The following is a 13,804-nucleotide window of genomic DNA, read 5'->3' on the forward strand; positions in this document are numbered from 1 at the left end:
CGTTGTAAATTTTGTCAAATCATCTGTTGTCCACCAGTCTACAAGATTTCCTTCAGCATTAAATCTTGATCCTTCATCATCAAAACCATGTGAGATTTCATGACCAATTACAGCTCCAATTCCACCATAATTTACAGCTTCGTCTGCTTTATAATCATAAAATGGAGCTTGCAAAATTGCTGCTGGAAAAACTATTTCATTGTACGATGGATTGTAGTAAGCATTAACGGTTTGAGGCGACATTCCCCATTCGGTTTTGTCTACTGGTTTGCCCAATTTTTCTAAATCTTTTTTCCAATTCCATTCAGACACATTTTTAAGGTCTTCAAAATAGCTTCCTCCTTCTTCAGAACTTTTAACAGTTAACGCCGAGTAATCTTTCCATTTATCGGGATACCCAATTTTGATGGTTATTTTATTCAACTTTTCGATTGCTTTTTTCTTGGTTTCGGTAGACATCCAAGTCAAGTTGTTAATTCTTCCTTGGTAAGCACGAATCACATTTTTGATCATTTTTTCTGCTTTCAGTTTTGCTTCAGCAGGAAACATTTTTTCTACATATAATTTACCCAAAGCTTCTCCTACTGTTCCATTAACCACTTGCAATGCTTTTTCGTGACGTGGTCTTTGCTTTAAAGCACCTGTTAATGTTTTTCCGTAAAACTCCCAGTTAGCCATTTCAATATCTGTTGATAATTGCGCAGCAGCACCTCTTAACAACATCCAGCGCATATATGCCTTCCAATCTTCTATTTTATTTTCAGAAAAAATAGTTTGCAAAGCAGCCAAATATCTTGGTTGTGAAACAATAATTGTATCTGCTTTTGTAATTCCAATAGTTTTTAAATAAGTATTCCAATCAATTGCTGGAGTCATTTTTTGCAAATCAACAATAGCCGTTGGATTGTATTGTTTTCTGGCGTCTCTTCGTTCAACTCTGTCTAATCTTGGTCGTGACATGGCTATTTCTAAAGCAAGGATTTTTTCAGCATCTGTTTTGGCTTGTGCTGGGCTTGTTCCAATGAATGACAGCATACGAGCCACGTGAGCTTGATATTTTTCGCGTTTTTCTTTAGAATCTTTGTCATCTGAAACATAATAATCTCTGTCTGGCAAACCTAATCCACCTACTCCAAGACTGACGACATTTCTGTTACTATTTTTATCATCAGCTCCAATTCCGAATCCAAAAAAACCAACACCGCCGCCAAAAGCTTCTTGTTGCATCATCAAGTTTTGCAAATCTTTAATGTTTTTAACGGCATTTATTTTTGCTAGATACGGCTTTATAGGATCAATTCCTTGCTTGTTTCGTGCCACAGTATCCATTGCAGCTTTGTACATATTGATAGCTTTTCCTTGGTCTGTAGTTGAATTGTACTTTGAATTAGTGGTCGCTTTTTTCAAAATTGCCAACGCATCCTTATCAGTGTTTTGACGCAATTCGTCAAAACTTCCCCAACGTGTTTTATCTGCAGGAATTTCAGTGTTCTTTAACCACGTTCCGTTTACAAACTTAAAAAAATCGTTTTTTGGACTCACCGATTTGTCCATTAAAGACAAGTTAATTCCTGGTGTTTTTTGCTGCGCATTAATTTGAATAGCGCTCGTAAATATTGCTACTGTTAGCAATGTTCTAGAGATAAAAGTGAACTTCATATAATAGTGTTTATTTTTAGTTGATTACAAATTTATTGTTTCTGGTGAAAGAAATTTTTTTTTAACAAAAATATAAGTCTTTAATGATTGTAAAAAGTTACAAACTTGCAAAGCTTTTGTATTTTTGCAAAAAAAATAATGCTCAATACTTTAAAAAAGTATAGAATTTTTATTGGCACTTTTGTTGTCTTTTCTATCATAACCATATCTTTATTTTACAATGTTTTAAAACCAAAAAAAACATTGCCAATATTCAATCCTGCTGATGTCAATCCGGAATTGGTAGATTCTACAGTGCAATATATTGCCAAAGAACATAAAATTGCTGATTTTTCTTTTACCAATCAAAACGAGAAAACAATTACACAAAAAGACTATGAAGGCAAGATTTATGTTGCCGATTTTTTCTTTACTACTTGCCAATCCATTTGTCCCATTATGACTACCAATATGGTTGATGTGCAAAAAGCATTTCTCAATAATCCGAAAGTAATATTACTTTCCCATACCGTGACTCCAGAAATTGACAGTGTTCCTATTTTAAAAAAATATGCACTTCAAAAAGGTGTTGTTGACTCCAAATGGAACTTGGTTACAGGCGATAAAAAAGAAATCTACAGTATGGCACGAAAATCCTATCTGGCAGTAAAATTGGGCAAACCAAACGAATTGTATGATATGGTTCACACCGAAAATTTTGTATTGGTCGATGCGCAAAGAAGAGTTCGTGGATTTTATGACGGCACCAAAAAAGAGGAAATCAAACGGTTGATTGAAGATATTAATTGGCTTTGCGAAAATGATAAAAAGTAGTTAAACTTACATATTTCATTCAATATTATCAATTAATGTTTACTTTTACAATCTTAATTCAATCTAAATAAGCATTGAAAACCACTGTTGATTTATTACAAATTGGAAACATCGCCACAATCACTAATGTTGACTTGGACAAAATTCCGTTAAAGCTTTTAGAAATGGGTTGTTTCCCAGACAATACTGTAGAAATTATCCAAATTGCACCCCTTGGAGATCCGATTTATTTGAATGTAAATAATGGTTCTCATTTGGCTATACGAAAGGAAACTGCTCGTGAGATTGAAGTTGAAATTCAGGAGAAATAAGTAAACATGAGCATCCAAAATATTAATGTTGCCTTAATTGGAAATCCAAATACCGGAAAAACTTCGGTGTTCAACCAATTGACAGGACTGAAGCAACAAGTTGGAAATTATCCCGGGATTACGGTTGAAAAAAAATTGGGTTTTTGTAAATTAACTAACACTATCAAAGCCAATATTCTTGATTTACCAGGAACTTATAGCTTAAATGCGAGTTCCATTGATGAGAATGTAGTCATAGAATTATTGCTCAATAAAAACGACAAACTGTTTCCGGATGTTGCCGTCGTAATTACGGATATTGAAAATTTCAAGCGTAACCTTTTGCTTTTTACGCAAATAAAAGATTTAGAAATTCCAACCATTCTTGTCATTAATATGGCAGATAGAATGAAACCAAAGGGAATTTCGCTCAATGTTACGCACCTCGAAGAACAATTAAAAACCAAAATTATTTTGGTGAGTACTCGAAAAGGCTACGGAATTGATGAACTAAAAAATCAAATTGTCAATTACAAATCTTTACCAACGGAACCTTGTATGAATGCGTCAAGTATTGATGAACAATATTTCAGCAAACTCCGAAAAGCGTTTCCAAATCAATTGTTGTATAAGTTGTGGTTAGTGATTACACAAGATGTTAATTTTTTGAATTTAGAACGAAATGAAATCCGAAGTACTTTTACAAAATCGCATTCCGATTTAAAACGTTTGCAGCAAAAGGAAACTATAAAACGCTACCAATTTATCAATGAAACTTTGAAAGTTGGGCAAACAATTGACACCGCCAATGCCACTGATTTGCGTTCAAAATTAGATAAAGTGCTGACCCATAAAATTTTTGGTTACGCTATTTTCTTTGGGATTTTACTGCTAATTTTTCAATCGATTTTTGATTGGTCGAGTTATCCGATGGATTTTATTGACGCCACTTTTGCCAATTTTGCGAATTATACAAAAAAACTACTTCCTGCCGGAGAATTTACCAGTTTAATTAGTGAAGGAATTATTCCCGGTATAGGTGGAATCGTAATTTTTATTCCGCAAATTGCGTTTCTTTTTCTCTTTATTTCTGTGCTCGAAGAAAGCGGTTATATGAGTCGTGTTGTCTTTTTAATGGATAAAATCATGCGCCGTTACGGGCTTTCGGGTAAAAGTGTAGTGCCTTTAATTTCGGGGACAGCTTGTGCAATTCCGGCAATTATGAGTGCCCGGAATATAGAAAACTGGAAAGAACGATTGATTACAATTTTGGTCACTCCTTTTATCACCTGTTCGGCGCGCTTACCCGTTTACGCTATCATAATAGCTTTAATAATTCCAAACAAACGCTTGTTTGGATTTTTTAGTCTGCAAGGCGCAACTTTAATGATATTGTATCTTTTAGGTTTTGGAATGGCGATTTTTTCGGCTTATATTTTAAATAAAATTTTAAAGGTTAAAACCAAATCCTATTTCATTGTTGAGATGCCTAATTACAAATTGCCATTATTGAAAAATGTTGCGATAAACGTAATTGAAAAGACGAAATCATTTGTTTTTGGTGCAGGAAAAATCATTTTGGCAATCTCAATAATTCTTTGGTTTTTGGGTTCTCATAGTCCGAATGCGTCATTTAAAAATGCTGAAAAAATAGTAACTTCAACTGCAAAAACGGAAGGTAAAATTCTTGAAAAAAACCAGCTTAAAAACGAAATTAGCACCTACAAACTTGAGAATTCATATATTGGAATTATAGGAAAATCTATTGAGCCAGCAATAAAACCTCTAGGCTACGATTGGAAAATTGGCATTGCCGTAATTACATCTTTTGCTGCTCGTGAAGTTTTTGTAGGAACATTGGCAACTATTTATAGTGTTGGAAATAACAACGATGACAGCACCATAAAAAGTAAAATGCAAGCTGATGTTCATGCTGACGGAACTAAAATATTCAATTTTGCGACTGGCGTCTCTTTATTGCTTTTTTATGCGTTCGCGATGCAATGTGCGAGCACACTTGCCGTAACTAAAAAGGAAACCAACACCTGGAAATGGCCATTGGTGCAGCTGATTTTTATGAGTGGATTTGCTTATATAACAGCACTGATTGCTTATCAACTTTTAAAATAAATGGAGATGCAACAATTATTAGTTTACCTAGCTTTACTAGTTGCACTTATCTTTTTAATCCGGAAGTTTTTTTGGAAGAAAAAGTCAAAGAAAAACTGTAATGATGACGATTGTAGTTGTCACTAAATAATTTTCACATAAAGATTATTACCTATTACATTCGAAACCGTAACGACTTTTTCTTCTACTTTTATTTTTAAAGATAAATCGAATTCCTCTTTGGCTAAAACCTCAATTTTAGAACCTAATGTGATTTGATTTTTATCTAAATATTTCAAGAACTGTGTCGATGAATCTTTGACGCCAATACAAATTCCCGTTTGATTTTCATGGAGTTCAGCCAAAACCAATTTCTCTATTTTATTAATTTTACCTTTCGCATCCGGAATTGAATCTCCATGCGGATCTTCAGTTGGATTTCCCAAAAAATCATCCAATTTATTGATAAGTTTTTCCGATTTGATATGTTCTAATTGTTCTGCAATATCGTGAACCTCGTCCCAAGAAAATTGCAATTTATCTACCAAAAAAACTTCCCACAAACGGTGCTTTCTAACAATCATTGTAGCAGAAAGTTTTCCCTTATCTGTCAATAAAACACCTTGGTATTTTTTGTAAATAATCAAATCTTTTTCTGCCAATTTTTTCAACATGTCGGTTACTGATGACGCTTTGGTTTCCATTTTTTCAGCAATGGCGTTTGTACTTACCTCAACGCCAGTAGCAGCGGTTATATGATAGATTGTTTTTAGATAATTCTCTTCTGAAAAAGTCATTTTTTAATTTTTTATAATAAATAAAGGAATGCTGATTTTATGTCGGACATTGTTAACTGTTGTCCCAAAAACTAAATCTTTAATACCAGTATGCCCATGGGTTCCCATAACTAACAAATCATAATTGCCTTCGTTAATTATTTTTGGAATTGTTTTTCCCGGTTTACCAAACCCTAATTTTAATTCAACTTTAAATCCTTTTTCTTCTAAAAGTGTTTTGTATTCCAACAACAAATTCTCGTTTATAGTTGTTTCATGGTCACTCGTTTTATTACCATACATCATAGCTCCCACAGTTTCTACTATATGAATTAAAGTATACGTGGATTGTTTGCCTCCAATATCAAAGGCATGATTTAAAGCTTTTTCATCGGCTACGGAAAAATCAACCGAAATAGCAATATTTTTCTTCTCATAATTTCTTTCTGGGCGAAGTTTTACAATCACGTTGTGCGGCAACTGATTCCCGATAACTTCTTTTATTTTGGTAAAAAATGGTTTGAAAATTATGTACAAAAGCAAAAGCAAAAAACCAAAAGCTAGTGGAACGACTGTTAACCATAAAATAATGGGGCTTTCAGAGCTTTTGAGCCAATCCTGAATTTCATTAAAAACCAATTTAGCATTCAACGAAACAATGATGATAGCAACAATCCATGAGGCGATTTGGGTTGTTGTACTGATTTGAAAACCTTTCATTTTCTTTTTATCACTCACAAAATGAATCAGCGGAATAATCGCAAATCCTAGCTGCAAACTCAAAATCACCTGGCTTAAAATCAGCATTTTCCCTGTTACACCTTCGCCAAAAACAGAGATTACAATAACTGCTGGAACGATAGCTATTAGTCGGGTAATAATGCGCCGCACCCATGGTTGGATTCTTAAATTGAGATAGCCTTCCATAACGATTTGACCTGCCAATGTTCCAGTAATTGTGGAGCTTTGTCCCGCTGCAATCAGCGCTACCGCAAATAATATCGGTGCCCATTTTGTTCCTAATAACGGTTCTAAAAACTTATGTGCGTCTTGAATTTCGGCAACATTAAACATCCCGTTTTGGTAAAATACAGCCGCACCTAAAATCAAAATAGCAGCATTTACAAAAAAAGCCAGGTTCAAAGCGATGGTAGAATCGATGAAATTGTATTTAAGAGCTTGTTTAATTCCTGCTTTACTTCGATCAAATTTTCTGGTTTGCACCAATGATGAATGCAGATACAAATTATGAGGCATCACTGTAGCACCAATAATTCCGATAGCGATGTACAAAGCATTTTCATTGGGCAACCAAGGAATTAATCCTGTGAATATTTTAGTCACAGATGGATGGGCAAAAATCATTTCAAAAATGAATGAAAAACCAATGATCAGTACTAAAGCAATTATAAACGCTTCCATTTTGCGTATTCCTTTATTGATTAAAAAAAGCAATAAAAAAGTGTCCAAAACGGTTATCATTACGCCCTGAATTAACGAAATATCAAAGAGTAAATTCAAACCAATTGCCATACCTAGAACTTCGGCTAAATCACAGGCTGCGATGGCAATTTCTGCTAAAAAATAAAGAATATAATTTATAAACGGCGAATACGTTTCGCGCGATGCCTGCGCCAAATCGCGTTGTGTAACAATTCCTAATCGTGCGCTCAAACTTTGCAACAACAACGCCATAATGTTGCTCATCAATAAAACCCAAAGCAAAGCATAACCAAACTGACTACCGCCGGCAATATCCGTCGCCCAGTTTCCCGGATCCATGTAACCAACGCTGATTAAGTAAGCTGGACCAAAAAAAGCCAATATTTTCCTGAAGCCTGTGGTTTTATTTTGGGTTGCAACCGATTGATTTACTTCTTCTAACGATTTGCTCATATTTTAAAAATTTACACAAATATAAAAATTTATTTGATTACGGTAAATATTTTTTTAGCTTTGTCTAAAATTTATTTATGAAAAGTAAAATACTTCTGCTACTATTATTTTTCAATTTAATAAGTTTTTCTCAAGAAATAGAACCCTTGCAAGCCGATAGACCAGACCAAACAGAAACGCCATCATTAGTGCCGGCAGGAATGTTTCAGGCAGAATCGGGATTTACTTTTCAAAAAAATGATGCGGTTAGCACAACAAAAACTTTGCCGTCTACCCTTTGGAAATATGGCGTGAACAAAAATTTTGAGATGCGCTTAATTACCGAATTTATATCTCAAACTATAAACGGGGAAACTATTTTTGGTTTGAATCCAATTTATATAGGTTGCAAAATAAAGATTACTGATGAACAAGGATTTCTTCCCAAAACTTCCTTTATAGGTCATATTTTGTTGCCAAAACTTGCTTCAACGGAGTTTAAAGCTGACTATTTTGCCACAAAATTTAGATTTGTAATGCAGCACACGCTAACAAAGAAAGTGAGTTTTAGTTATAATCTTGGCGCCGAGTGGGATGGATTTTCTCCGGTAGCTACTTTTATATACACTGTGACTTCGGGTTATTCGTTTACAGATCAGTTGGGCGCTTACTTTGAACTCTTTGGTTTTGCTCCTCAAAATGAGACCTCAAATCATAGTTTAGATGGTGGTTTTACCTATTTGATTAACAACAATTTTATGTTAGATTTGTCATCAGGAATTGGCATTACTGACAATGCGCCAAAGCATTATTTCGCACTAGGTTTTTCGTTCCGAATATAAATGAAGCACTACGATTACATTTTTACGGGTTCGGGTTTGTCAGCTTTAATGACGGTATACAAAATGCTGCTATCGGGCAAATTTGAAGACAAAACTATTTTACTTATCGATGAAAATTCCAAAAGAAACAATGACCGAACTTGGTGTTTTTGGGATGACGAAAAATTATTTGACACTTTAGCTTTCGCAAAATGGAACTTCGCTTATTTTAAAAACAAAAGAATTAAAAGAAAACTAAATTTAAATCCTTATCACTACAAAATGATTAGAGGTTTGGACTTTTATTCGTTGGTTTTTGAAACAATTTCTAAACATACAAACGTTCATTTTAGCACTCAAAAAGTACTCGATTTTCAAGAATTAACAGATCATTGTATTGTAAAAACAGTGGTTGAAAGTTATACATGTAACCACGTTTTCAATTCTATTTTTTATCCGAAAGCGTTAGAGAATCAATCCAAATATCCTCTTTTGAAGCAGCATTTTATAGGCTGGTTTATCAAAAGCAAAAAAGCAGTTTTCACGCCAGATTGTGCCACATTCATGGATTTCTCGGTGGAACAAAAAGGCAATACACGATTTATGTATCTGCTTCCAACTTCAAAAACCGAAGCTTTGATAGAATATACTTTGTTCTCAAAAGATTTATTATCGACAAGTGGATACGAAACCGAAATTCAGAATTACATCCAAAAACTAGGAATTACCGAATACGAAATTATTGAAAAAGAGCAGGGAAACATCCCGATGACTTCGTATAAATTTTGGAAACACAACACTAAAAACATTATAAATATTGGCTCTGCTGGTGGTTGGACCAAAGCCAGCACCGGTTATACTTTTAAAAACACCATCAAAAAATCAAAAGATTTAGTTCAATTTCTTTTGACGGAAACCGACTTTAGAAAATTTCATAAACAAGACAAATTCTGGTTCTACGATTTGTTGTTTTTGGATGTTTTGAATCAGAGCAATGAGCTGGGTTCCGAAGTTTTTTCAGCACTTTTTAAAAAAGGAAATCCAACATTAATCTTTAGATTTCTTGATGAAGAAACCTCGTTTTGGGAGGATTTACAAGTGATTTGGAAATGCCCGAAAGGTCTTTTCATAAAAGCATTAATTAACCGATTTATCCAACTTTAAGTGTTTGATAATTTATTTATAATTAAAGTTAACATTATAAATGTTAAAAAAGTCATTTCGAGAAATGCTTCAGTAGTTTGAACTAGAGCTTCATTAGTTCTTTGTAAATGAAATAGTAATCTTTTTTTATTTTCAAGATCTGAAATATCTTCAGGATAACAGGGGAAAATATGTCTTACAGTTAGCGACAATAATAAAATTGCTATAGCATATCATTACAATAAATATTGTAAAGTTAATTTCAAATTGTTTTATCTTTGGATGAAATAATAACCAATCCCAAAAAATAATAGCAAAACTATTTCAATCCTAAATTTATCAAATTCCATTGTATATTTATTTTAAGTATGTAAACATAATAAATCCTTATAATTATCTAAAGCCTTTTTTACAATTCTTATTACCTTTGTATTTAGATTTGTTTTAATCTAAAATCAAAATTCAACAATATTAAATCATAAATAATTATGTATCCAAAAGAAATGGTATCACCAATGCGTGCAGAACTTTCACAAGTTGGTTTTCAAGAATTATATACTACCGCTGAAGTAGAAAATGCTATAAAAGCAGAAGGGACAACACTTGTAGTTGTAAATTCGGTTTGTGGATGCGCTGCAAGAAATGCGCGTCCAGGAGCAAAAATGAGTTTAGAAGGCGTTAAAAAACCAGACCACATCGTAACCGTTTTTGCTGGAGTAGATAAAGAAGCTGTTGATGCTGCGCGCCAACATATGTTCCCTTTTCCGCCCTCATCTCCTAGCATTGCATTGTTTAAAAACGGTGAATTGGTTCACATGTTAGAGCGTCATCACATTGAAGGCAGACCCGCAGAATTGATCGCAGAAAATTTGAAAGAAGCCTACGCAGAATTCTGTTAACCAGAAAAAATTCATTTAAAAAAAGTCTTTTAGAAACTCTCTAAAAGACTTTTTTATTATCATGACAACACATTTTCAAATCCTCAAATTAATAGTATCTTTGCTTTCGAATTCTCCCATTTAGGGTTCACAACATAGTCCTTACTTAAATGTTTATAGCATGCAACTGTATAACAAATTAAGCGCAGAAGAAAGAGTCAATCTTATACAAGAAGTTGGCAAAAACCGACTTACCTTGTCTTTCTATGCGTATGCCCACATTGAAAATCCAACAAATTTTAGAAACGATTTATTTATCGGATGGAACAAACTCGATGCGCTGGGTCGAATTTATGTAGCCCATGAAGGAATTAATGCTCAAATGAGTGTTCCCGCCGAAAAAATGGAGGCCTTTCGGGAAACGCTACAAGCTTATGATTTTATGAAAGACATTCGCCTGAATGTGGCTTTAGAACAAGACAATCTTTCTTTCTTGAAATTAACTATAAAAGTTCGCGGTAAAATTGTAGCCGATGGTTTAAATGATAAAACCTTTGATGTGACTAACATAGGGACACATTTGAAAGCAAAAGAATTTAACGAAATTTTAGAAAATTCAAATACAATTGTTGTCGATTTTCGAAATCATTACGAGAGCGAAATTGGTCATTTTAAAGGAGCAATTACCCCAGATGTGGAGACGTTCAGAGAAAGTTTACCCATTATTAAGGAGCAATTAAAAGACCATAAAGAAGATAAAAATATAGTGATGTATTGCACTGGCGGCATTCGTTGCGAAAAAGCTTCGGCCTATTTCAAGCACCAGGGTTTTAAAAATGTATTCCAACTCGAAGGAGGCATTATCAATTATGCTAAACAAATTGCGGAAGATGGATTGGAGAGTAAATTTATTGGGAAAAATTTCGTTTTTGACCACCGTCTAGGCGAACGAATTACAAACGATATCGTTTCGCAATGCCATCAATGCGCAAAACCTTGCGATAATCACACCAATTGTGAGAATGAGGGTTGCCACTTATTATTCATTCAATGTGATGACTGTAAAGCTACCATGGAAAACTGCTGCTCTACAGAATGTCAAGAAATAATTCACATGTCGTTGCTTGACCAAGCAAAATTAAGAAGCGGTGTAAAAAACGGTAATAAAATTTTCAGAAAAGGAAAATCGGATAAATTAACCTTCAAATATGCAGGCGACAGGAGCGCAAAACTAGAAAAAGTAGAGCAACCAGTTGACAACGCATTAACTTCATCCGAAAATCGAAAAGACATTCGGCAAAAAACGAAAGTAAAAAAAATAGTTATTGGCAGAACCGAACATTATTATGTAAAAGCACAAGTTGGCCTTTTTATAATTGAAAATCATTCGATAACTGTTGATGATAAAATCATGATTTCTGGACCAACAACTGGTAACCAAGAAATGTTTGTTAAAAGCATGTTTGTTAATGGTTCTGATGGTAATCATGCGGTTCCAGGCGATAAAGTAACTTTGGCTTTACCTTTCCGAATTCGATTATCTGATAAAATATTTAAGGTTCTCGAATAAAATTTATTTAAATCTAAATCCTCCAAGTTTACAGAAAAATTTGAAATTCTAACAATAAAGGGTTTTGGAATTTGGGATTATTTTATTGGAATTTATTTCTTTAAAATACTATCTTTACCCATTAATCGTTTTATAAACTTAAGTTGCTTTTATGCAACACTATCTATATAATTATGGCTTGTCAAAGTTGCTCAACTTCTGATGGTAGCGCACCAAAAGGTTGTAAAAATAATGGGACCTGTGGCACTGATAGCTGCAATAAATTAACCGTTTTTGATTGGTTAGCCAACATGAGTTTGCCCAATGGACAGACGCCGTTTGATTGTGTTGAAATCCGTTTTAAAAATGGCAGAAAAGAATTTTATCGAAACACCGAAAAACTTACTTTAAGCATTGGCGATATAGTAGCTACCGTAGCTTCTCCTGGTCATGATGTTGGAATTGTTACCTTGACTGGAGAACTGGTAAAAATACAAATGAAGAAAAAAGGAGTAGATCACACTAGTCTCGATGTTGCTAAAATCTACCGAAAAGCATCACAAAGAGACATCGACATTTGGAGCGATTCTCGTGATAAAGAAGAGCCAATGAAAGTAAAAGCACGTGAATTAGCTATCATACACAAATTGGAAATGAAAATTTCAGACATCGAGTTTCAAGGCGATGGTTCCAAAGTAACTTTTTATTACACAGCAAACGATAGAGTCGATTTTAGATTATTGATTAAAGATTTTTCGAGAGTTTTTAATACTAGAATTGAAATGAAACAAGTAGGATTGCGGCAAGAAGCTTCGCGTCTTGGTGGCATTGGTTCTTGTGGAAGGGAACTTTGTTGCTCTACTTGGTTAACCGATTTTAGAAGTGTGAATACATCGGCTGCCCGTTACCAACAATTGTCTTTAAATCCTCAAAAATTGGCCGGGCAATGTGGTAAATTAAAATGCTGTCTAAATTATGAATTGGATACTTACATGGATGCTCTAAAAGGTTTTCCTGATTTTGAGACCAAATTAAAAACAGACAAAGGTGATGCTATTTGCCAAAAACAAGATATTTTTAAAGGTCTGATGTGGTTTGCTTACACTGATAATTTTGCGAATTGGCATGTTTTAAATATTGAGCAAGTCAAAGAAATCATTGCTGAAAATAAACAAAATATTAAAGTAAGTTCTTTAGAAGATTATGCAGTTGAAACGGTCGCTGAACCAGAAAAAGATTTTAACAATGCGATGGGTCAAGAGAGTTTAACGCGATTTGATCAACCCAAAAGGAGTAAAAACAAAAGCCGAAACAAAAATAAAATTACCAATCAAAGCCTAAATCAAATTCAAAACCAGAAGCCTAAACCACAAAACAAAAAACCTATAATCATTAAAAAGAATGAAAATAAAGAATAGCATCCTTTTTATTTTACTATTGCTTATGGTTATTTCTTGTGATAAACGCAGCATTTTTGACCAATACAAATCTGTCGGAAACGCGTGGCATAAAGACAGCATTGTTACTTTTGAGTTACCAAAATTAGACCCAAAAAAGTCTTTCAATATGTATGTAAATGTCAGAGATAATGACAATTATCCGTTCAATAACCTGTTTTTAATTGTTTCACTAGAACAACCAAATCATCAGATAAAAGTAGACACATTAGAATATCAAATGACCAATCCAGATGGCACACTTCTTGGCAATGGCTTTTCGGATATAAAAGAAAATAAGCTTTTTTATAAAAACAAAGTGAATTTTACGCAAAAAGGAATTTATAAAATTCACATTAAACAAGCCAACAGACAAACCGGAAAAATTGATGGTGTTTCGTTGCTTCTGGGAATTTCAGATGTTGGTTTTAGAATAGAATCCACCGAATAAAATT

13 protein-coding genes are annotated in these 13,804 nt (G+C 33.8%); 10 read left to right on the forward strand and 3 right to left on the reverse strand.

The window, feature by feature from the left end:
- The coding region (locus Q0Q96_RS11980) for a M13 family metallopeptidase (RefSeq protein ID WP_293875728.1) at window positions 1-1,659 on the reverse strand (1,659 nt) is incomplete at its 3' end.
- Between the two features lie 138 nt (window positions 1,660-1,797).
- Here Q0Q96_RS11980 and Q0Q96_RS11985 point away from each other — a divergent pair.
- The 4 genes from Q0Q96_RS11985 (at window position 1,798) to Q0Q96_RS12000 (ending at window position 5,018) form a co-directional block, all read left to right on the forward strand.
- Entirely contained in the window at window positions 1,798-2,472 is a 675-nt protein-coding gene (locus Q0Q96_RS11985; RefSeq protein WP_293875730.1) for an SCO family protein, read from the forward strand.
- 74 nt (window positions 2,473-2,546) lie between these two features.
- Window positions 2,547-2,783 carry a FeoA family protein gene (locus Q0Q96_RS11990; RefSeq protein WP_293875732.1) on the forward strand — a complete coding sequence of 79 codons (237 nt, stop codon included), beginning with the start codon at window positions 2,547-2,549 and terminating at the stop codon, window positions 2,781-2,783.
- A gap of 6 nt (window positions 2,784-2,789) precedes the next feature.
- Window positions 2,790-4,892, forward strand: a complete 2,103-nt coding sequence (gene feoB, locus Q0Q96_RS11995; RefSeq protein WP_293875734.1) for a ferrous iron transport protein B — start codon at window positions 2,790-2,792, stop codon at window positions 4,890-4,892.
- Between the two features lie 6 nt (window positions 4,893-4,898).
- A complete protein-coding gene (locus Q0Q96_RS12000; protein ID WP_366069206.1) occupies window positions 4,899-5,018 on the forward strand; it encodes a FeoB-associated Cys-rich membrane protein in 120 nt (39 codons plus the stop codon).
- Here the strand turns inward: Q0Q96_RS12000 and Q0Q96_RS12005 are convergent.
- Window positions 5,015-5,668: a metal-dependent transcriptional regulator gene (locus Q0Q96_RS12005; protein WP_293875738.1), complete on the reverse strand. Its 654-nt coding sequence runs from the start codon at window positions 5,666-5,668 to the stop codon at window positions 5,015-5,017. The two genes, Q0Q96_RS12000 and Q0Q96_RS12005, sit on opposite strands and share 4 nt — an antisense overlap.
- A gap of 3 nt (window positions 5,669-5,671) precedes the next feature.
- Window positions 5,672-7,543 carry an Nramp family divalent metal transporter gene (locus Q0Q96_RS12010; protein WP_293875740.1) on the reverse strand — a complete coding sequence of 624 codons (1,872 nt, stop codon included), beginning with the start codon at window positions 7,541-7,543 and terminating at the stop codon, window positions 5,672-5,674.
- A 77-nt stretch (window positions 7,544-7,620) separates the two neighbouring features.
- On the opposite strand from Q0Q96_RS12010, the gene Q0Q96_RS12015 reads away from it, so the two are divergent.
- The 6 genes from Q0Q96_RS12015 (at window position 7,621) to Q0Q96_RS12040 (ending at window position 13,800) form a co-directional block, all read left to right on the forward strand.
- Window positions 7,621-8,364, forward strand: a complete 744-nt coding sequence (locus tag Q0Q96_RS12015) for a transporter (RefSeq protein ID WP_293875742.1) — start codon at window positions 7,621-7,623, stop codon at window positions 8,362-8,364.
- Entirely contained in the window at window positions 8,365-9,507 is a 1,143-nt protein-coding gene (locus Q0Q96_RS12020) for a lycopene cyclase family protein (RefSeq protein ID WP_293875744.1), read from the forward strand.
- Window positions 9,508-9,974: 467 nt separating this feature from the next.
- Complete coding sequence (locus Q0Q96_RS12025) at window positions 9,975-10,385, forward strand: BrxA/BrxB family bacilliredoxin (RefSeq protein WP_293875746.1); 411 nt, start codon at window positions 9,975-9,977, stop codon at window positions 10,383-10,385.
- Window positions 10,386-10,545: 160 nt separating this feature from the next.
- Window positions 10,546-11,934 carry a rhodanese-related sulfurtransferase gene (locus tag Q0Q96_RS12030; protein WP_293875748.1) on the forward strand — a complete coding sequence of 463 codons (1,389 nt, stop codon included), beginning with the start codon at window positions 10,546-10,548 and terminating at the stop codon, window positions 11,932-11,934.
- A gap of 173 nt (window positions 11,935-12,107) precedes the next feature.
- Window positions 12,108-13,331: a regulatory iron-sulfur-containing complex subunit RicT gene (gene ricT / locus Q0Q96_RS12035; protein ID WP_293875750.1), complete on the forward strand. Its 1,224-nt coding sequence runs from the start codon at window positions 12,108-12,110 to the stop codon at window positions 13,329-13,331.
- The gene (locus Q0Q96_RS12040; RefSeq protein WP_293875752.1) at window positions 13,315-13,800 is read left to right on the forward strand and encodes a gliding motility lipoprotein GldH; all 486 of its coding nucleotides are present in this window, start codon (window positions 13,315-13,317) and stop codon (window positions 13,798-13,800) included. The genes ricT and Q0Q96_RS12040 overlap by 17 nt, the downstream gene beginning before the upstream one ends.
- The last annotated feature ends 4 nt before the right edge of the window (window positions 13,801-13,804 follow it).

The organism is Flavobacterium sp. (assembly GCF_025352015.1).
GTDB lineage: Bacteria > Bacteroidota > Bacteroidia > Flavobacteriales > Flavobacteriaceae > Flavobacterium.

Excerpts from the sequence above, each read along its gene's own strand:
- feoB (WP_293875734.1), top strand. The coding sequence starts at position 2,790 with ATGAGCATCCAAAATATTAATGTTGCCTTAATTGGAAATCCAAATACC.
- ricT (WP_293875750.1), top strand. The coding sequence starts at position 12,108 with ATGGCTTGTCAAAGTTGCTCAACTTCTGATGGTAGCGCACCAAAAGGT.
- Q0Q96_RS12020 (WP_293875744.1), top strand. The coding sequence starts at position 8,365 with ATGAAGCACTACGATTACATTTTTACGGGTTCGGGTTTGTCAGCTTTA.
- Q0Q96_RS12030 (WP_293875748.1), top strand. The coding sequence starts at position 10,546 with ATGCAACTGTATAACAAATTAAGCGCAGAAGAAAGAGTCAATCTTATA.
- Q0Q96_RS11985 (WP_293875730.1), top strand. The coding sequence starts at position 1,798 with ATGCTCAATACTTTAAAAAAGTATAGAATTTTTATTGGCACTTTTGTT.
- Q0Q96_RS12025 (WP_293875746.1), top strand. The coding sequence starts at position 9,975 with ATGTATCCAAAAGAAATGGTATCACCAATGCGTGCAGAACTTTCACAA.
- Q0Q96_RS12040 (WP_293875752.1), top strand. The coding sequence starts at position 13,315 with ATGAAAATAAAGAATAGCATCCTTTTTATTTTACTATTGCTTATGGTT.
- Q0Q96_RS12005 (WP_293875738.1), bottom strand. The coding sequence starts at position 5,668 with ATGACTTTTTCAGAAGAGAATTATCTAAAAACAATCTATCATATAACC.
- Q0Q96_RS12015 (WP_293875742.1), top strand. The coding sequence starts at position 7,621 with ATGAAAAGTAAAATACTTCTGCTACTATTATTTTTCAATTTAATAAGT.
- Q0Q96_RS12000 (WP_366069206.1), top strand. The coding sequence starts at position 4,899 with ATGCAACAATTATTAGTTTACCTAGCTTTACTAGTTGCACTTATCTTT.
- Q0Q96_RS12010 (WP_293875740.1), bottom strand. The coding sequence starts at position 7,543 with ATGAGCAAATCGTTAGAAGAAGTAAATCAATCGGTTGCAACCCAAAAT.